This window comes from Pseudomonas sp. LBUM1663, from assembly GCF_059695905.1.
Genome location: NZ_CP166792.1, coordinates 3,828,490 through 3,846,649, shown reverse-complemented (window position 1 = coordinate 3,846,649; position 18,160 = coordinate 3,828,490). Strand labels below are relative to the sequence as shown.

Sequence of the window (18,160 nt, the reverse complement as noted above, 5' to 3'; positions counted from 1 at the left end):
GGGCGCTTGGCTAACTCTCACGACGGGCATCGGTCTGCTCGCCTGAGCACGGCGCTGAGGAAACGCTTTCCGTATAAGCCGACGGCAAGCCCCGATACGATGAGAACGACTGCAACGATTTTGTTGAATGACAGGGGCTCATTGAAAATCATGACTGAACCCAGCAGTCCGAATACCGGCACCAATAACGATAACGGCGCGACGGTGGACACTGGGTATCGTTTCAGGAGTGAATTCCACACCCAGTAGCCGAACAGGGTGTTGGGGTAGACCTGGAACAGGATCGACAGGACGGCACGGTAGTCGAGTTGATTCGCCAATGCGCTGTAACCCGTCGAGCCGTTGACCGCGTAATCAAGCGCGAAAAGAGGGATGGGCGAAAACGCACTGGACCACACCAGGAAAGCAAAGACCTGAGTGGTCCTGGCTTTTTTGTTGATGACGTTGGCCGCACTCCAGGCCACCGCGCCCAGCAGCACCAGGATCAGCCCGGCCGTCGTCACTGTCCCGTCAACAATCGAGATGATGCTCAACAAGCCACAGAAGGCGATGCCCATGCCCGCCAGTTGGTAGCGGGAAATGGTTTCCTTGAATATCCATGAGCCCAGCAGGATCGTGAAAAACGCGCTGAACTGAAGCACCAGCGAAGCGATGCCTGCGGAGAGGCCCGACTTGATGCCAAGGTTGACAACGCCCCAGAGTCCTATGCCGAAGACCAGGCCGTAACCAATGATGTAGCGCCACTGCACATCAGGTCTCGGAATGAAAAAGATCGCTGGAAGTGCGCAAAGCGTGAAGCGAATGCCGGCAAGAATCAGCGGGTCAATGGTGGTGAGGCCCAGTTTGATCACTGAAAAATTCACACCCCAAATGGCCGTAATCGAGATGGCGAGTAGCAGGTGTATGGCTTTCATGTTGATCGTCCTTGATTGGTCGGTGATAGATGACTCGTAAAAACCCAAAGCGCCAAAGCCGCAGCGCTGATTAATGTGCCCAGCAGGCTCACAGCCGTCCAGCCCCAGCGCGCATAAACCTGGGTCGCGGCGACCGCCCCCAGCGCACTGCCGACCGAGTAGAAGCACATGTAGGCGCCGACCATGCGACTCTGGGCGTCGGGTCGTGCGGCAAAAACAAGGCTCTGGTTGGTGACGTGTACGGCTTGCACCGCGAAGTCGAGCAAGATCACACCGCAGACCAGCGCGATCAGGGACGTCTCGGCAAAACTGATGGGCAACCAGGAAAGCGTCAGGAGCCCCAGCGAAAGGCCGGTCACCCGTTGTCCCAAACCTCGATCGGCCCACTGGCCGGCTCTTCTGGCAGCCAGGGCACCGGCGACGCCTGCCAAGCCAAACAGGCCGATGGCCGTGTGTGAAAGCGACAGTGGCGGAGCGCTCAGCGGCAGCACCATGGAGGTCCACAGCACGGAAAAAGCGGCAAAGATCAACAAGGCCAACAGGCCCCTGATCCGCAAAACCGGTTCGGTCATGAACAGCTTGAAGAGCGACCGGATCAGCGCGGGGTAGGTGTCTTGATTACGTGGCAACGCCGTGGCGGGCACCACTTTCCACAGGACCGCCGCGAGGGTCAGCATCAATCCTGAGGACACGAAATAGACGGCGCGCCAGCCCGCCAGATCTGCGATCAGCCCAGAGATAAACCGCGCCAGCAGAATGCCCAGGACAACTCCGCTCGTTAGGGTCCCCACGGCCTGCCCGCGTTGTGAGGGCGTTGCGAGCGCGGCGGCATAGGCGACAAGCACCTGAACCACCACGGCGAGTAAGCCCATCACAATCATGGCGCCCAGCAGCACCAGCCATTGCTGCGAGGCGCCGACGGCCGCCAACGCTATGGCAGACAGCATTACTTGAGTCAAAATCAGCCGTTTACGGTTGACCCTGTCGCCCAGCGGTACGATGAACAACAACCCCAGCGCGTATCCGGCCTGAGTAGCCGTCACCACGACTCCAATCAATCCTGAAGTGACACCCAGGCTGTCGGCCATCGAGGCGAGCAAAGGTTGGGCAAAGTAAACATTGGCGACGGCCAGCGCGCAGGTGACAGAAAACAATAACGTGAGTGACGGAGAAAGCCCCGAAGAAGGGTCCGTCCTACTGCTTTCTCCGGTTTGCGCAGGCGGCAATCCCGAAGGCTGCCCGGTGTTACGTTTGGCTATTGCGTCGGCATCTGCTGTCATGAACGCCTCCATGGCGTTAAGCTGGTTGCAATTAAAAACCTGATTTGATTATTGCTGAATCAAGTTTCAAATTGCAACCAGCTTGATCGACAGACTTTGCAACCGTTATCCAAAAGGTAAATACGATGGTCGAAGGCACTTCACCGCAACGCAGCGAATGCCCGGTAGCAAGAACACTTGAGGTGATTGGGGATCGCTGGTCGCTCATGATCCTTCGCGACGCCTTTGACGACATTCGCCGTTTCAGCGAATTTCAGAAGAGCCTGGGCGTGGCCAAAAATATTCTGGCCTCTCGACTGAAAGCGTTGGTTGAAGTCGGGGTCTTCGACGTTCGACCGGCATCAGATGGAAGCGCCTACAAGGAGTACGTCCTGACGGACAAAGGACGGGAGGTCTTTCCGGTGGTGGTCAGCATGAGGCAGTGGGGCGAACGTTTCCTGTTCGAGCCGCAGGAGACGCGTTCTGTGCTGTTGGACAACGCCTCCGGCCAGACCCTGATGCCGATGGATGTTCGTTCATCCACCGGGCAAAAACTGGGACCCTCAGACTGCCACCGGGTGAGACTTGTCGACGGCGAGTCGTGAATCGACAGCCGTTGAGTTGCCCACTCGGAGTTCGTCATCCGCGGTTATTGCGCAAGATGGAAAAATTCAACGCCGCCGCCACACAAAGCCACACAAGGTAGGGGAACAGGATCAAGCCTGTGATCACATCTAGCCGTATCGCCATCACCACCATGGCTGCGACCACCAGCCAGAGCAGCGTCAGGATCACCATGCTGGCGAAAATGCGGTGCGCGCCGAAGAACACCGGTGTCCACAGCGTATTCAGGGCAATCTGCGCCGCCCATAACGCCAGCACCATCTGGCTTCCAGGTATCAGGGACAACCGGTAACCGGCCCAGGCGAGCAGAAGATAGATAATCGACCAAGCGACCGGAAACAGCCAGTTGGGTGGCGTAAAGCTCGGTTTGACGAGTGATTCGTACCACTGGCCCGGTTTGAAAAGTAGGCCAGTACTGGCCGCAGCACCGCAGGCTAAAAGAAAAATAAGAAAGGTCATCATCAGTCCTTGGTTGAAGTCAGCTGTGTGGGGGTTGCAAAAACCGGTCGGCCATTCATACCGCTAGGCGCCCGGTACGCCAGGTACATCCATGTTGATCTTGCGCCAGGCGGCTTCGGACAAGCTGTACACCGAAAAGGCGATCAACCCCAGGGCCATCACCATCAAGATGACGCCGCCGGCCGGTAGATTCTGCAGCGCATCGAGGGCCTCCTTCATGCCGGGTGGGTCCATGGCTTTATAGCGGGAGCCACTGATGATCAGCAACAGGGCGATCTCGATAAAGACGACGCCACGGGCAATCAGACCGAACCGAGAGACCGGACGGACGTAGCGCATGACGTCTTCGTCCGCTTCAAAATATTTCTCGAACGACGACTTCCAGCCCTTGATGATGTGGGCAATACCTACACCAAGAGGGACGAGTGCGATGAGGTACACCAAGACATTCGAGTGCTCCCAGGACAACAGATGCGCCAGTAGATCCTTGGTCTGCCCACCGCCGGAATCGCCCGAGCTTCTGATGCCGCTGATGAGCAAACCCAATGCAAAAAACGCCAGCGCGCCGTTGACCAAACCTCCTGCCAACAGTCCTGCCCGAATGACCAGACCCTTCATATTGTTACCGTGATGATCAACGTCGCGCAGGGCTTGCAACACTCGCCAGCAGGCGAAGGCGAGCAGGCCCGCCACCACTAATCCGACTAAAACATAACCGAAAGGCTGGCTTAACACGGCCTCCAGACTCCGGTGACTGTCCTTCGGTTTTGTCGAATCTTGAGCCGCCAGCAGCGCGAAGATGCCAATGATCAGGTAAAGAACGCCCCGAGCGGCATATCCGCCCCGAGCGAGTACAACAAGGCTTTGGTGCGCAGACATGGGGGCTGATTCCAGAGAAGTACTAAGCAGCAGACCTTTCAGGGTGGGAGGGGTTCGATTGAAGGAGGACTTTGATCCGGTGGGGTGTCGCCTGAAGCAAAGGGCGTCCTGAACCTATGGGCCACTCCCAATCCGTATCACCGGATCGAGGTGGCCCATTCCAGGCCTCATAGACCTAACGTTTTCATCACTTCACATCGAACCGATCCAGGTTCATCACCTTGGTCCACGCCGCCACGAAGTCCTTCACAAATTTCTCCTTCGCGTCACTGCTCGCGTAAACCTCAGCCAGCGCCCTCAATTGCGCATGAGAGCCAAAGACCAGATCAACTCGCGTGCCGGTCCACTTCACTTCACCGGTTTTGCGATCGCGTGCTTCAAACTCCTCATTGGTCTGCGAGGTCGGTTTCCATTCCACCCCCATGTCCAGCAGGTGCTTGAAGAAGTCGTTGGTCAATGCCTCTGGCTGCTGGGTGAACACGCCGTGTTTTGATTGCCCGACGTTGGTGTTCAATACGCGAAGGCCACCCACGAGCGCGGTCATTTCTGGCGCGGTCAATGTCAGCTGTTGCGCCTTGTCGATCAACAGATGCTCGGCCGACACGCTGTAGCGGGATTTGAGGTAGTTACGGAAGCCATCGGCGATGGGTTCGAGGAAGCCGAAAGACTCGATATCCGTCTGCTCTTGCGAGGCGTCCATCCGCCCTGGTGTGAACGGCACCGTGACGCTGTGGCCGGCATTTTTCGCCGCCTGTTCGACACCTGCATCACCGGCCAGCACGATCAGGTCGGCCAGCGAGATTTTCTTGCCGCTGTTGTTGAACTCGCTCTGTATGCTCTCGAGTTTCGCCAGCACACTCGCCAGTTGCTCAGGCTGGTTGGCTTGCCAGGATTTCTGCGGCGCCAGACGCAGGCGACCACCGTTGGCGCCGCCCCGTTTGTCAGAGCCGCGGAAGGTGGAAGCCGCTGCCCACGCCGTCGATACCAGCTGCGAGACGCTCAGGCCCGAGGCGAGCACTTTGCTTTTGAGCGCTGCGACGTCGCTGTCGTTGACCAAAGCATGGTCGACCTCCGGGATCGGGTCTTGCCACAGCAGTTCTTCGCCGGGCATTTCCGGGCCGAGGTAGCGGGAGAGGGGCCCCATGTCACGGTGGATCAGTTTGAACCAGGCACGGGCGAAGGCGTCGGCCAACTGATCCGGATTGGCCAGGAAACGCCGCGAGATCGGTTCGTAGATTGGGTCGAATCGCAGGGCCAGGTCCGAAGTCAGCATGGTGGGATTACGCCGTTTGGACGGGTCGAAAGCATCCGGGATGGTACCGGCGCCCGCGCCGTTTTTCGCAACCCACTGGTGCGCACCGGCCGGGCTTTTGCTCAGTTCCCAGTCGAAGCCGAACAGGTTTTCCAGGTAGTTGTTGCTCCACCGGGTGGGCGTGGTGGTCCAGGTCACTTCCAGGCCGCTGGTGATGGTATCCGGGCCTTTGCCGGTGCCGAAGCTGTTCTTCCAGCCAAAGCCCTGGGCTTCGAGGCCCGCCGCTTCGGGTTCGGCGCCGACGTTGTCGGCAGGTCCTGCGCCGTGGGTTTTGCCAAAGGCGTGGCCGCCGGCAATCAACGCCACGGTCTCTTCGTCGTTCATTGCCATGCGACCGAAGGTCTCACGGATGTCTAAGGCGGATCTGACCGGGTCTGGCTCGCCTTCCGGGCCTTCGGGGTTGACGTAGATCAGGCCCATTTGCACGGCGGCCAGCGGGTTTTCGAGATTGCGGCCGTCTTCAGTGCGGCTCTCCTCATTTTTACCGGGTTCGGCGACGAGTGGACCGTCACCGGGAGCTTCCACGGGAGCGTTTTCTTTGCCGTAGCGGGTGTCGCCGCCGAGCCATTTGTTTTCCGAGCCCCAGTAGACGTCCTCGTCCGGTTCCCAGACGTCCGCACGGCCACCGGAAAAACCAAAGGTCTTGAAGCCCATGGACTCCAGCGCGACGTTGCCGGTGAGGACGATCAGGTCTGCCCAGGAAATTTTACGACCGTACTTTTGCTTGATCGGCCAGAGCAGCCGGCGCGCCTTGTCGAGGCTGACGTTATCCGGCCAGCTGTTGAGGGGTGCAAAGCGTTGCTGGCCGGAGCCGGCGCCGCCACGACCGTCGCCCGTGCGGTACGTGCCTGCGGCGTGCCAGGCCATGCGAATGAACAGCGGCCCATAGTGACCGAAGTCCGCCGGCCACCAGTCTTGGGAATCGGTCATCAGCGCCGTCAGGTCGCGCTTGACCGCCTCAAAGTCCAGGGTCTTGAATTCTTCGGCGTAGTTGAAGCCCTCGTCCGTAGGGTCGGACAGGGACGAGTGCTGGTGCAGGATCTTCAGATTCAGTTGGTTCGGCCACCAATCGCGGTTCGTCGTGCCACCGCCAGCGGCGTGATTGAACGGGCATTTCGATTCATTTGCCATGTGTGAGCTACCTTTGGTCGTGTTTCATCCGGCTATCGGCCCGGGGTGGGCGTTAGATAGCAACGAGCGAACTCAATGACATAGGCTGCAGGACCAACAGTTGGATCAACTGATTGTCTGGACCACACGGGAATTGGACAGCGGCGGTGGCCCACGGGTGGCCTAGTCAAGCGTCGGACTCATTCCTGTCTCCTTATCAGCACTAAACCGGCCAGCTTGTTCCGCCAGCGCTGGATACAGGTTAGACCCCACTTGGGAAGTCAGCTAATAGGTGGAGTATTGGGAGGTAATAGGCAGAGTCTTTTACGGATGTCGCGGGGAGGACCCGCGTCTATCTGGAGCTTAGACGCGGGTTTGCAGGCCTGAGCGGTTACTTGCGCACGTTCTGATACAGCATCAGCCTTGAGGTTTCATGCATGGCGCGGGTCAGCGCCGACAGGCGTTTGAACTCTTCAGGGTTTTTCTCGGCAACGTTGTCCCGTGGCGTCATCGAGGCCAGGTCGTGAAGGGTCGGCGAGCTGCCGTCGTGCTCCATCTGCACCATGTAGTGTTGAGTCACGCCGGCAATCAGCGGGAACGTGCCCTCACGCAATACCAGCGGCACCACGCGTTCACCCTCGGGCGCGGGCTGCTGGATATCACGGCCCATGCCGCTGTTGCGAAACTCAAGGCCGGCCATCCCCGCCACGGTGGGCAGCAGGTCCACCAGACCAACCGCTTCCTTGACCTGGCGCGTTCCGATCAAGCTTGGCGCGTGGATGATCATCGGCACCGCGTTGCTTTCCAGGCCCAGTTGCTCGTAGGCCGGTGCCAGGAACGGGATCTGCGCGATACGGGTGTTGTGGTCGCCAAACATCACGAAAATGGTGTTTTCGTACCAGCCGCCGGCCTTGGCGATTTCCATCAAGCGGCCGAGGTTGAAGTCCAGCAGGCGCACGGCGTTGTACTGCTCGACACTGCGCGATCCGGCAGCCTGTACTTCGGCCAGGGTAGGGTGCTTGACCTCGAAGCCGTCATTGCTCTTGGGGATCGTGAACGGGCGGTGATTGCCGGCCGTCTGCACATAGGCAAAGAACGGTTTGTCCTTGGGCAGTGCTTGCAGGATCTGGTCGGTTTCCTTGAAAAGGTCCAGATCGGAAATGCCCCAGACATCCACCACCGGCGATTTCCAGTCCCGCTCTTCGAACAAACGCACACCGTCGATGCTCTGCCGGATCAGGGCATTCATGTTGGCCCAGCCAGAGTTGCCGCCAATGGTGTAGATCTTCTCGTAACCGGTGAAGGCATTGATCAGCGTGTTTTGCTGGGTGATCAGCGGATTACGCGTCGCGGTTTCCTGTCGCGTGACATCAGGCACCCCGCTGATGCTGGCCCAGACGGTTTTCGCGGTCCCCGTCACTGGCACGTAGAAGTGCTCGAAGAACCAGCTCTGAGTGGCCAGCCTATCGAGATTGGGCGTCGGATTGATCGGGTTGCCGTAGGCCCCGACGGCACTGGTGCCTAGCGATTCAAGCATGATGAACATCACGTTCGGGGGACGCGAGCCCGGTATCTTGTACGGTTGGGGCGCCTGGTGCCGCACGAAATCAAGGGTCTGCGGGTCGGGCTTGTCGACGCCCAGGTAGTTGGCCATGACCGCGTAATGTTCGCGCACTTGCGCCTCGTCATAACGCGACTGTCCGACTTTGCCCGTATCGTAGAGAAACAGCACCGGGTTCAGGCCCAGCGCGGCGATCTGGTTATTACCCGAGAAGAACGCATCGCTCCAGCGCAACGGAACGGGGTTTTCAAGGTTCATGTTTTCGACACGACCCAAGATGCCCAGCAGCACCAAGACGACCATCAACGCACCGCCCCACGTCGCGGAGAGCTTGCGAATGACCTTGCGAGGGCGGTCCAGCGTGACGCGCTCCAGACGCACCAGGGCCAGTGTCACCAGCGCGACCGTCGCCAGCCAACCCAGTGAAATCCAGATCACCGGGTAAGTCTGCCAAACCATGTCGCGGGAGATCTGCGCATCCTCGATGAAGCGCAGCACGGTGGCGTTGATCCTCACGCCCAGGTAGGCGTAATGGCCAAAGTCGATGATGTAAATCAGCAGCAGCACGCTCAGGGCTGCGACCAGGTAAACGCGTGCGATGCGGCGCAGCAGACGGCTGCCGAGCAGGTTCCAGCGAGGCATCCAGGCCAGCAACGCCAACGGCAACATCGTCAGAATGGCCAGGCGCAGATCGAAATTGAAGCCGATGCTCAGGGTTTTCCAGACGCCCTTTGTGTCGATCAGGGCGTTGGGTTCGAACCCGGAAAAGCCGAAGAAGAACACCACCCTCAGCAGTGCGAACAGCACAAACGCAATCGCTGTAGCGCCTAGCCAGTAATGTAAACGTCTCGAGTGCAGCCAACCCATCCCTGTTCCCCTGTTGAAAAGTCGTTAAATCTCAAACGGATTTGCATTCGTCGGCCACCGCACCACGCCGCTTGCTTGAGCAGCGATACGTCCAGCGCAGGGCAAGCATCAGCAGTGCCCCGCAGCAGTACAGACCCAGCAGTGGATCAACCAGGTAATCCCAATAGTTTTGCGAAGGTTTGATCCCTGCAATGAAGGCCAGGGTTGCGCTGGCCAGCATCAAGACGGCCAGGCCATTGCGCAGGTAAAACAGGCCCAGCGTGAGCACTGCGAAGAAAATCAACATGGGGCGCGGGCTGTAGCCGATCCGATAGGGGTCCACATCACTCATGCCCAGAGTGGCCGGGTACAGCACCACGGCCATCGCGGCGAAGAGGATCAATACGCCGGTTTTGCCCCGTGCCGGTGGCAACATGTCCAGCCGACGCAAGCAGCCCCACGCCATGAACACCAGGGTGGTGATCGCAAGGTCATCAATGTAGCTGCGCAAATACGCGGCCAACGACAACCCTTCCAGCGAGATGAAGCTGACGGCCAGCAACGCGGCCAGCAGTGCGATCCGCCGGGTCCTGGGCAAACCGAACGAAGGCAGCACCAGAAAGATGATCATTGCGAAGCTGACATGGGCTTGCCACAGGCTGATCATTTGAGACGCTCGCTAAGCCATGCATCGTTAAAGGTAACGTGCTTGATGAAGGTGTTGTTCCAGGAATAAACCAAGTGATACATGCCGTCGGGACTGCGGATGAAATACGGGTATTCGTACTCGAATTCACACCCCTGGTTTTTACAGACACGGTTATCGAGGTTATCCAGGAACTCCGCTTCCAGTGCTTGGCGATGCGCGCCGCTGGAGCCGCGAAACTCTCTGCCGATGATCTCCTTGTAGGCTTCGGGAGAAAACGGCGCGCCCAGTGGATCGGGTGATTTGTCCAGGTCGCGCAACGAGCGCCAATCGTCCATTTTGGCGTCGGTCCCATAAAGGCTCAGCTTGAAGCGCCCCTCACTCAGGTCGTTGAGCGCCACCAGCAACCCATGTTCGGGTGTCGCGACGGCGGCGAGCGAGGAATTCGGATTCGAGGGGTCGAGCGGATAAGGCTCGCTCCAGGTTTGCCCGGCGTCGTCAGTGCGTGTCGCCAGAACACGGTGGTGGGTGTTGCCGGCATAACGCAGCAAGGCGATGCCGCGCTGGCCGTCCAGCGGCACCACCGTGGGTTGCAATGAATTCATGCCGTGGCTGATGCGGAATTTGTCGATCACATCGCCGTCTGCGCTCAGGTAGAGGTACTCGGCAAACTTGCCCAGGAACTCGTGATAGACCGGCAGGCCGATGGAACCGTCGGCATGAAACACCGGTGCCGACCGGACCAGGGTGCTGATGTTGAGAAAGGGCGAAGTGATCAGTTGGCGCGGAGCGGACCAATGTTCACCGAAGTCGTCGGAAACCATCACATTGACCGCGCTTCCGGCCCAGCCACCCATGGACACGGAGACATAAAACAGCCACACGCGATTATCCGGCGCGAGGGCCACCACCGGGTTGCCCAGCTTGCGGATGTATTTACGAGTGCCCTGCTGGGTCGAGTCCCGAGTGGCCAATACCTGTTCAGCACCCCATTCGCCGGTTTTCGAGTCGAACCGGGCGGAGCGCACCTGCACATCGGCTGCGCCTTCGCGGGAGCCAGCAAACCAGACCGTCATCAGACTGCCGTCGGGCAGTGCGGTGACCGCCGAGGAATGCACGAAATCCACCAGCCCGGAGGAGGCGAAACGGCTGGTATAGATGGGCTTGGCCACTTTGCCGGCCACTGCCATCACAGGACTGATCAGGGCAAAGGAAGAGTGCGTATTGGCAGGATTGATGATCCACGCGGTCGCAAACAGGCAGGACAGTAGAAGGTAAGCACAGAGGGCAGGAAAACTGGGAGGTTTGATGCGCATGACTACGTTGGCATCTCATGGACCGATAAGGCGCACAACCTAACACTCGGTAGTACACGATCGGGTTTTATGATTGGCTAAATTGTAAACGGGTATTTGTAGTGTGCGGTCATGTCGATGTGCGGAGTTTGACTGCGTGTCTGAGACTGCTGAACTAGAGGGATTGAGGCGGGCTGTAAGACATTTTGCCCGGGGCTGTCACTGTCGAGTCATTGGGGTGTGGGTTGTTTGTTCGGGCCTCTTCGCGGGCAAGCCACGCTCCCACAGGATTTGCGTCGTTCACATGAGGAGTGATCGACAAAATCCCCCTGTGGGAGCGTGGCTTGCCCGCGAATACGGCAGCACAGACACAGAATCTTTCAGACCAGAACCCACCTGGAACCTAGTTTTGTCTGTACGTCTGTAGGGTGAAGGCATTCCCTGCAGGGTCTTTACCCTCAAGCGTTATCTCATTGTCCTTGATCATCAGGATTTTGAGTTCGTCGGAAGCGCCGGACGCTAAGCCGTCGCTAAAGGTAGGCATGGAAGGCCCGGCAAACTTGGCAACCAGCGAGGGGGAAATGGCTGTGCCGTTGATTACGTAAGACTTGGGGATCGATTTCATGTCAGCCAATGTGAACGAAAGCAGGCTGGAATCGGCCGTCCAGCTGCCGGCTCCATTTACGCTGTACTCAAGCCGGTAAGGTTTGGTTTCAACGGTTCCGTCCACAAAGACAACGCCATTGACGTTGTACCGCCCGTTGCGGAAGTACTCTGTCATCCCCTTGAATTCGAACGTGCCGTTGGTGGTCGGGTAGGTGTAATCGGTCGTCCAGCGACCGATGAAGCGGGGATTGTTGGGGTTGGTTTCGTGAAGCGTGGCGTAGATCGTTGCAATGCCGCTTGACGCCGTAATCAAGGCCACAAGCGCGATCCAGGCTTTAGCGGATACTTTCTGTATAGCGGTGAAACTCATTGTGATGGATTCCATTCGATTGATGGGTCGTGCGAGAACATCTTCCATGGGAGGTGCCGAAACCGCACCCCGATGCATCAGCATCAGGGATGGAATATAAAACTTAAGGCGCAAGAGGACGCAATAAAAGTTCACGCGGTTTTCGTGATTCGGGACGCCACGGCCAGCCCGACGACGCCCGAAGGGGATAGCTACGAGGCCGCGCTGATCAACTGTCGCTACATCGCCAATGCTCTGTGGAGTACCGCGCAAACGCTTGAGTTGCTTGACGCGAAGTAAGTCAGCATCGGACGGCGCCTCGTCATTGGCGGCGCAGCCTTGAAAAACCTGCCTTTGGTCGGTGTGCCTGAACCGGATTCACGATGGATTGATCCATTCTGAAAGAACTCTCGGGGGGCACTGCCATGCACTCGTTTGCCAATCTGCTGACTCCAACGCAAGAGCAAAAGCTGCGTTCGCTCAACACCTGGCATCTTGTCCTTGAGGACTTGAAGCTGCGCATGGAGTGTCCCGATGCGTATCACGAGGAACTGATTCGTCAGTCTGACGAGATGGATCGCCTGGGAATCGTGAGCTGGCAGGAATGGCGCGACCTCAGGGTTGAGGCCGATCAAGCGTACCTGCGCGCCATCGCGGGTGAGGATTATCACGGAACACTTGATAAGCGGGAGTGCCTGATTTAATCGGGCCTACCCGCATGAGCAAAACGTGCACGCCGACCCCTGGAGCACTACTCGCCGAAACTGTGCATTGGCGTCCAGCGGCGTGACGGACGGCTGAATCAGGAACCCCTGGAGTCCGTCTGAATCGGTTGAATTGCAGGGAGCATCAAGTGCCCGAAGACGTGCACAATTAAGACCGGTTAAAACATCGCTACCATCAAAGGATTCCCCATGGGTTTAAGCAAACGCGATCAGGCACACATCGAGCGTCGCCTGATTGCCACCCTGACTGAGGCGTGTGAAACGGCCAAAGCGCACATCGTCGGCTTTGAATGGCTGACCCACGAAGTCGATTACGACGTGTTTCCATCCAGCTTGAGGGTTGTCTGGGTTTTCGACACCCAGGCCAACAAGGATCAGGCGCTGGCGAGCGGGCAGGGCGAGCGCATGGTCGAACTGACGGCTACAGCATTAAGCGAAGCGGATGTACACGTCAGATCGGTCTCGTCCCATGTGCAGTTCGATTCTGAAGAACAATGCCGGCGCGCCACTGGCGGCAATTGGCAGCAACGCCTGGCGCGCAAGCGCTAATCCTGCTGCGAATCGGCTTCGTACCAGCACGCTTTGGACTCAATACAGGAGTGTTTCTGCTTCATCGCCGTAAAAGGCGTATCCAGCGTACCGATCGCTATCGAAACCCACTCCGAAAATTTCCCCTTCGAATCAGACCAGAACAGCGAAGAGCCGCAGTGGAAGCAGAACTGGCGCGTAACACCTTTGGACGATTCGTAGACCTTGAGCGCCGTTGCTCCGGCAAAGACAGAAACCGCCGACCTGGGCGCGCTCGCATACGTCGCGAATGCCGCTCCATGGCTCTTCTGGCATTTTTTGCAATGGCAGTGGGTGACGGCTTTCAGTTCGGTGGATACGTGATATTCAACGGCGCCGCAGAGGCAGCTGCCTTGGTGAAGCTCATCCATGTTCATCGGTTCCCTGATTGACGTCGCGCTACCTTAGCGGCCCGGCGCAAGGTTTGGCGATGGCTGCAGCGATCAGAAAGCGGCGGCACGCAATCACACTGAGTTCCAGTGGCACCTACCGCATGTCGTAAAACACCGAAAGTCCGGCGTCAGGCTTCAAAGACTGGCTGGCGCAGCCGATAACGTGTTCATAAAAGCGACGTACCGAGAGGGCTACCCCATGTCTATAAAATTACGCTTGTTGCTGCTGATTGGTACGAGCTTGCTTACCGCGTTGATCGTGAGCCTGGTCAGTTACGTGGGAAACACCCGGATGGCCGAAGCGGTGAAGGACAACGAGGTCAGCATGACCGCGCTGCGCAATCACCTCGAAGCGGACATGATGCACGATGCACTGCGCGCCGATGTGCTGTCTGCGATGGTGGTTGGGCTGGGCAAAAGCACCAGCAGCAAAGCCGAGGTGCGCAGTTCCATCGAGGAGCATGCGGCGCATTTTCGTGAAGTGCTGGGTGAAAACCTCAAGTTGCCGGTCAACGACACCATCAAGGCGGGCCTGAACAAGGTCAAGCCGAGCCTCGACACCTACATCAGCGCGGCCGAGCGCATTGTCAGTCTGGCGCTGGAAAATCCGGATTCCGCACAAAAGGAACTCGGCACCTTCAATACCGCGTTCAGCCAACTGGAAGACCAGATGGCCACCCTCAGCGAGGTGATTGAAACAAACACCCAACAGACCAGCAAAGGCACCGAACAGGCCATCAGCAGTGCGAATTTCACCCTGGGTATCGTGCTCATCGCCAGCCTGTTGTTGCTGCTGATCCAGGGCCGCTGGGTGATTCTGAGTATCATGGGGCCGTTGCAGACCGCCAGCCGCATTGCCCAAAGCATCGCCCATGGCAACCTCAGCGAGCCTATCGTCGAACCGACCCACCAGGACGAAGCCAGCGCCTTGATTCGCAGTCTGGCCACCATGCAGCGTGACTTGCGCGGCATGATTGAGGTGGTTCGCAGCAATGCGCATGGCGTGAGTGGCATGAGCGTGCAGTTGAGCAGCGGCTGCCATCAGGTCGCCGACAGCAGCCAACAGCAAAGCGTTGCCGCCAGCACCATGGCCGCTGCCGCCAGTGAAATGACTGCCAGCATCGAGGAAATCACCCGTCACGCCGAACGCGCGCTGAACATGGCCAACCAGGCCGAGGCATTGGCCAAGGATGGTGGTCGCGTGATTCATCAGGTGGTCAATGACATGGACGGCATTGCGCGTTCGGCGCAGCAGTCAGCCCAGGTGATTCGCACGCTGGACAAGGAGTCCGAGGGGATTTTCAGCATCATTCAGGTGATCAAGGGCATCGCCGATCAAACCAACCTGCTGGCCCTCAACGCCGCCATCGAAGCTGCTCGCGCCGGTGAGCAGGGCCGTGGTTTTGCTGTGGTGGCCGACGAAGTCCGCAGTCTCGCGGGACGCACCAGCGCCTCCACGCAGGAAATTGCCAGCATGGTCTCACGCATCCAGCAAAGCACCCGTGAAGCGGTGACCAGCATGGAGGCGGGCGTTGCCCAGGTCGACAAAGGCATGGCCGTGACGGCCGACGTCGAGCGCGCGATCCGTGAAATCCTCGAAGCCACGCTCAATACCACTGAGTTGGTGAATGACATCACCCGCACGATCGGCGAGCAGAGCCTGGCCAGTAACGAAATCGCGCATCAGGTGGACATGATTGCCGGGATGTCGGAAGGCAACAGCAAGATTATTGGCCAGACGGCTTCGACGACGGATGAACTGTCGAGCCTGGCCGGCAAGCTTTCGCAGTCGGTGGATCGGTTTCGACTGTAGGCATCGTTAAAAGATCGCAGCCTCGTTTCACTCGACAGCTCCTACAGGGGAATGCAAAACCCTTGTAGGAGCTGTCGAGTGAAACGAGGCTGCGATCTGTTGATCTTAAAGGTACTTATCCGTAACCGCCCCCTCCGAAGCACTGGACACAGTCTTCGCATACTTGGCCAACACCCCGCGTTTGTATTTTGATTCCGGCCGTACCCAGCGGGTCTTGCGCTCGGCCAGATCAGCGTCAGAAACATCCACCGTGATCTGCCGGGTTTCAGCATCGATGGTGATCTTGTCGCCATCTTCGATCAGCGCAATCGGCCCGCCGTCAAAGGCTTCCGGGGTGATATGCCCCACCACGAATCCATGGGAACCACCGGAGAAGCGGCCGTCGGTGATCAGCGCGACGTCCTTGCCCAGCCCTTTGCCCATGACCGCAGACGTGGGCGAGAGCATTTCGCGCATGCCCGGCCCACCCTTGGGCCCTTCGTAGCGAATGACGATGACGTCGCCGGCCTGGACTTCACCATTGAGAATCCCGGCCAACGCACCTTCTTCACCGTGGTACACGCGCGCCGTGCCTTCAAAGCGCAAACCTTCCTTGCCAGTGATCTTAGCCACCGCGCCGGTCGGCGAGAGGTTGCCGCGCAGCACCACCAGATGAGAGTCTTTTTTGACCGGCCGATCGAACGGCAGAATCACGTCCTGGCCTTCGGGGTAGTCGGGCACGTTTTCCAGGTTTTCTGCCAGGGTCTTGCCGGTCACGGTCAGCACATCGCCGTGCAGCATGCCGGCCGCGAGCATGCGCTTCATCAACGGCTGGATGCCGCCAATGGCTACCAGCTCGCTCATCATGTACTTGCCGCTGGGGCGCAGGTCGGCCACCACCGGGGAGATCTTGCCCAACTCGACAAAATCATCCAGCGTCAACTCGACATCCACCGCATGCGCCATGGCCAGCAGATGCAGCACGGCGTTGGTCGAGCCGGCGAGGGCGATCACCACGCGGATGGCATTCTCGAAGGCTTTGCGGGTCATGATGTCGCGTGGTTTGAGGTCCAGCTTCAACAGCTCCATGACCTGCTGACCGGCGCGGAAACTGTCGGACGCCTTATCGCTGCCGACGGCGTCCTGTGAACTGGAACCGGGCAGGCTCATGCCCAATGCCTCAATGGCCGAGGCCATGGTGTTGGCCGTGTACATGCCGCCGCAGGACCCGGGACCGGGGATCGCCACTTCCTCGATCTGCTTGACCTGAATTTCGTTGATATCGCCCCGTGCATGTTGACCCACGGCCTCGAACACGGAAATGATGTCGGTGTGGCCGGCGCCCGGGCGGATGGTGCCACCATAGACGAAGATCGACGGGCGATTCAGCCGCGCCATGCCGATCAGGCACCCCGGCATGTTCTTGTCACAACCACCTACGGTTACCAACCCGTCAAAGCCCTCGCAACCGGCCACCACCTCGATGGAATCGGCGATCACTTCCCGCGACACCAGCGAATACTTCATGCCTTCGGTGCCGTTGGCGATGCCGTCGGAAATGGTGATGGTGTTGAAAATGACGCCCTTGGCGCCCGCGGCGTTCGCGCCTTTTTCCGCTTCAACGGCGAGTTTGTCGATGTGCATGTTGCACGGCGTGACCATCGCCCACGTCGAGGCGATGCCAATCTGCGGTTTCTTGAAATCCTCATCCGTGAAGCCCACGGCCCGCAGCATGGAACGGCCGGGCGCGCGCTCCACGCCGTCGACCACTTGAGAGGAGTACTTACGCAAATCGTCTTTGTCGCTCATGACGTTCCCTCCTGTCCAGATCGCTGGCCCGACCGGTATGGCCCGAAGCAACGCATAGAGTCTAGACCCGGCGGCGACAAAAATCAGTTTGCTAATCCAGCGACCCCGCACACACTTCCCGAAGACATCCACGCAACCACTGGTGCGCGGCATCGGCGTCCATTCGCGGGTGCCAGAGCATTGAAACAGTGATCACTGGCGTGGCGACCGGAAGGGGGAAACTGTGCAGGCCGGCGCGTAGCGTGCGGGTGTGGCGTTCGGGCACCGTAGCGATCAGGTCCGAGGCCCGGGCCAGCGCCAGGGCCGCGGAAAAACCGCCAACGATGGTCACGATCTCCCGTTCCAGACCGAGCGATTTCAAGGCGTCATCCATCGGCCCTTGGTCACGTCCGCGCCGCGAGACCAGGACATGCCGGCCGGCCGCATACCGGGCGGGCGTGATCTTGCCCTTGCTCAGTGCATGTCCCGGCCGTACCACGCCGATGAAACGGTCCTGATACAACGCGCGGGTGCGCACTTCCGGGCTGGTGGTGTCCGCGACAACGCCGGTTTCCAGATCGACCGTGCCGTCCCGCAGCAGCGTGCTGTCCTGGTTCAGTTTCTGCAAAAAGTGCAGCCGTACCCCGGGTGCTTCTTCGCTGAGCCGGGCAATCAGCGCTGGCCCGAAGTTCTCTACAAAGCCGTCGCTGGTGCGCAGGGTGAAGGTTCGCACCAAGTGCTTGAGGTCGAGCTGCTCGGCGGGGCGCAGTACCGCTTCGGCGTGCTGCACCAGTTGGCTGACGTGTTCGCGCAGTTCCAGTGCTCGGGGTGTCGGCACCAGGCCGCGTCCGGCTCGGACCAGCAGGGGATCGCCGGTGGTTTCACGCAGTCGCGCCAGCGCCCGGCTCATGGCCGACGGGCTCAGCCGCAGTCGTTGGGCGGCACGCGCCACACTGCCTTCGGTGAGCAGCGCATCGAGGGTAATCAGCAGGTTCAGGTCGGGAGTGGTCATGATTCAACGTTAGCACGGCTCGGC

The 18,160-nt window shown here is 59.1% G+C and carries 16 protein-coding genes and 1 pseudogene; 5 read left to right on the top strand and 12 right to left on the bottom strand.

Features of this window, described 5'->3' with window-relative positions:
- Nucleotides 1-17: 17 nt before the first annotated feature.
- The gene (locus ACA075_RS17535; RefSeq protein ID WP_497294175.1) at nt 18-914 is read right to left on the bottom strand and encodes an EamA family transporter; all 897 of its coding nucleotides are present in this window, start codon (nt 912-914) and stop codon (nt 18-20) included.
- Nucleotides 911-2,194 carry an MFS transporter gene (locus ACA075_RS17530; protein WP_497294173.1) on the bottom strand — a complete coding sequence of 428 codons (1,284 nt, stop codon included), beginning with the start codon at nt 2,192-2,194 and terminating at the stop codon, nt 911-913. Before ACA075_RS17530 ends, ACA075_RS17535 begins: the two co-directional genes overlap by 4 nt.
- A gap of 125 nt (nt 2,195-2,319) precedes the next feature.
- On the opposite strand from ACA075_RS17530, the gene ACA075_RS17525 reads away from it, so the two are divergent.
- Nucleotides 2,320-2,778 (top strand): winged helix-turn-helix transcriptional regulator, encoded by a 459-nt coding sequence (locus ACA075_RS17525; RefSeq protein ID WP_497294171.1) that lies wholly within the window; start codon nt 2,320-2,322, stop codon nt 2,776-2,778.
- A 34-nt stretch (nt 2,779-2,812) separates the two neighbouring features.
- Here the strand turns inward: ACA075_RS17525 and tspO are convergent, their stop codons facing one another.
- The 7 genes from tspO to ACA075_RS17490 form a co-directional block, all read right to left on the bottom strand.
- Nucleotides 2,813-3,256, bottom strand: a complete 444-nt coding sequence (tspO, locus tag ACA075_RS17520) for a tryptophan-rich sensory protein TspO (protein ID WP_497299285.1) — start codon at nt 3,254-3,256, stop codon at nt 2,813-2,815.
- A gap of 63 nt (nt 3,257-3,319) precedes the next feature.
- A complete protein-coding gene (locus ACA075_RS17515) occupies nt 3,320-4,135 on the bottom strand; it encodes a DUF1206 domain-containing protein (RefSeq protein WP_497294170.1) in 816 nt (271 codons plus the stop codon).
- A gap of 187 nt (nt 4,136-4,322) precedes the next feature.
- Entirely contained in the window at nt 4,323-6,578 is a 2,256-nt protein-coding gene (katG, locus tag ACA075_RS17510; RefSeq protein ID WP_497294168.1) for a catalase/peroxidase HPI, read from the bottom strand.
- A 370-nt stretch (nt 6,579-6,948) separates the two neighbouring features.
- Nucleotides 6,949-8,985, bottom strand: a complete 2,037-nt coding sequence (locus tag ACA075_RS17505) for an LTA synthase family protein (protein WP_497294166.1) — start codon at nt 8,983-8,985, stop codon at nt 6,949-6,951.
- A 31-nt stretch (nt 8,986-9,016) separates the two neighbouring features.
- Nucleotides 9,017-9,631 carry a hypothetical protein gene (locus ACA075_RS17500; protein WP_497294164.1) on the bottom strand — a complete coding sequence of 205 codons (615 nt, stop codon included), beginning with the start codon at nt 9,629-9,631 and terminating at the stop codon, nt 9,017-9,019.
- Nucleotides 9,628-10,926 (bottom strand): sialidase family protein, encoded by a 1,299-nt coding sequence (locus tag ACA075_RS17495; protein ID WP_497294162.1) that lies wholly within the window; start codon nt 10,924-10,926, stop codon nt 9,628-9,630. The genes ACA075_RS17500 and ACA075_RS17495 overlap by 4 nt, the downstream gene beginning before the upstream one ends.
- A gap of 382 nt (nt 10,927-11,308) precedes the next feature.
- Complete coding sequence (locus ACA075_RS17490) at nt 11,309-11,929, bottom strand: hypothetical protein (protein ID WP_497294160.1); 621 nt, start codon at nt 11,927-11,929, stop codon at nt 11,309-11,311.
- Nucleotides 11,930-12,285: 356 nt separating this feature from the next.
- Between ACA075_RS17490 and ACA075_RS17485 the strand changes: the two genes are divergently transcribed.
- Together ACA075_RS17485 and ACA075_RS17480 are read left to right on the top strand one after the other, a co-directional pair.
- Nucleotides 12,286-12,564, top strand: a complete 279-nt coding sequence (locus ACA075_RS17485) for a hypothetical protein (RefSeq protein ID WP_497294159.1) — start codon at nt 12,286-12,288, stop codon at nt 12,562-12,564.
- Between the two features lie 210 nt (nt 12,565-12,774).
- Entirely contained in the window at nt 12,775-13,134 is a 360-nt protein-coding gene (locus ACA075_RS17480; protein WP_497294157.1) for a hypothetical protein, read from the top strand.
- Here the strand turns inward: ACA075_RS17480 and ACA075_RS17475 are convergent.
- Nucleotides 13,131-13,523: a GFA family protein gene (locus tag ACA075_RS17475; RefSeq protein WP_497294156.1), complete on the bottom strand. Its 393-nt coding sequence runs from the start codon at nt 13,521-13,523 to the stop codon at nt 13,131-13,133. The two genes, ACA075_RS17480 and ACA075_RS17475, sit on opposite strands and share 4 nt — an antisense overlap.
- 220 nt (nt 13,524-13,743) lie before the next feature.
- Here ACA075_RS17475 and ACA075_RS17470 point away from each other — a divergent pair.
- Together ACA075_RS17470 and ACA075_RS17465 are read left to right on the top strand one after the other, a co-directional pair.
- A pseudogene (locus tag ACA075_RS17470) lies at nt 13,744-14,499 on the top strand (MCP four helix bundle domain-containing protein); the annotation flags it as partial.
- Complete coding sequence (locus ACA075_RS17465; RefSeq protein ID WP_374039713.1) at nt 14,494-15,357, top strand: methyl-accepting chemotaxis protein; 864 nt, start codon at nt 14,494-14,496, stop codon at nt 15,355-15,357. The pseudogene ACA075_RS17470 and the gene ACA075_RS17465, both read left to right, overlap by 6 nt.
- Before the next feature lie 105 nt (nt 15,358-15,462).
- On the opposite strand, the gene ilvD is transcribed toward ACA075_RS17465, so the two are convergent.
- A complete protein-coding gene (gene ilvD / locus ACA075_RS17460) occupies nt 15,463-17,145 on the bottom strand; it encodes a dihydroxy-acid dehydratase (RefSeq protein WP_497294155.1) in 1,683 nt (560 codons plus the stop codon).
- 91 nt (nt 17,146-17,236) lie between these two features.
- Nucleotides 17,237-18,136: a LysR family transcriptional regulator gene (locus tag ACA075_RS17455; protein WP_497294153.1), complete on the bottom strand. Its 900-nt coding sequence runs from the start codon at nt 18,134-18,136 to the stop codon at nt 17,237-17,239.
- Nucleotides 18,137-18,160 lie beyond the last annotated feature (24 nt).

Bases quoted from the DNA above. Each gene is read 5' to 3' on its own strand.
- ACA075_RS17465 (WP_374039713.1), top strand. From the start codon at position 14,494: ATGCAGCGTGACTTGCGCGGCATGATTGAGGTGGTTCGCAGCAATGCG.
- ACA075_RS17500 (WP_497294164.1), bottom strand. From the start codon at position 9,631: ATGATCAGCCTGTGGCAAGCCCATGTCAGCTTCGCAATGATCATCTTT.
- ACA075_RS17515 (WP_497294170.1), bottom strand. From the start codon at position 4,135: ATGTCTGCGCACCAAAGCCTTGTTGTACTCGCTCGGGGCGGATATGCC.
- ACA075_RS17525 (WP_497294171.1), top strand. From the start codon at position 2,320: ATGGTCGAAGGCACTTCACCGCAACGCAGCGAATGCCCGGTAGCAAGA.
- ACA075_RS17485 (WP_497294159.1), top strand. From the start codon at position 12,286: ATGCACTCGTTTGCCAATCTGCTGACTCCAACGCAAGAGCAAAAGCTG.
- ACA075_RS17535 (WP_497294175.1), bottom strand. From the start codon at position 914: ATGAAAGCCATACACCTGCTACTCGCCATCTCGATTACGGCCATTTGG.
- ACA075_RS17495 (WP_497294162.1), bottom strand. From the start codon at position 10,926: ATGCGCATCAAACCTCCCAGTTTTCCTGCCCTCTGTGCTTACCTTCTA.
- katG (WP_497294168.1), bottom strand. From the start codon at position 6,578: ATGGCAAATGAATCGAAATGCCCGTTCAATCACGCCGCTGGCGGTGGC.
- ACA075_RS17480 (WP_497294157.1), top strand. From the start codon at position 12,775: ATGGGTTTAAGCAAACGCGATCAGGCACACATCGAGCGTCGCCTGATT.
- ACA075_RS17490 (WP_497294160.1), bottom strand. From the start codon at position 11,929: ATGGAAGATGTTCTCGCACGACCCATCAATCGAATGGAATCCATCACA.
- ACA075_RS17505 (WP_497294166.1), bottom strand. From the start codon at position 8,985: ATGGGTTGGCTGCACTCGAGACGTTTACATTACTGGCTAGGCGCTACA.
- ilvD (WP_497294155.1), bottom strand. From the start codon at position 17,145: ATGAGCGACAAAGACGATTTGCGTAAGTACTCCTCTCAAGTGGTCGAC.
- ACA075_RS17455 (WP_497294153.1), bottom strand. From the start codon at position 18,136: ATGACCACTCCCGACCTGAACCTGCTGATTACCCTCGATGCGCTGCTC.
- ACA075_RS17475 (WP_497294156.1), bottom strand. From the start codon at position 13,523: ATGGATGAGCTTCACCAAGGCAGCTGCCTCTGCGGCGCCGTTGAATAT.
- tspO (WP_497299285.1), bottom strand. From the start codon at position 3,256: ATGACCTTTCTTATTTTTCTTTTAGCCTGCGGTGCTGCGGCCAGTACT.
- ACA075_RS17530 (WP_497294173.1), bottom strand. From the start codon at position 2,194: ATGACAGCAGATGCCGACGCAATAGCCAAACGTAACACCGGGCAGCCT.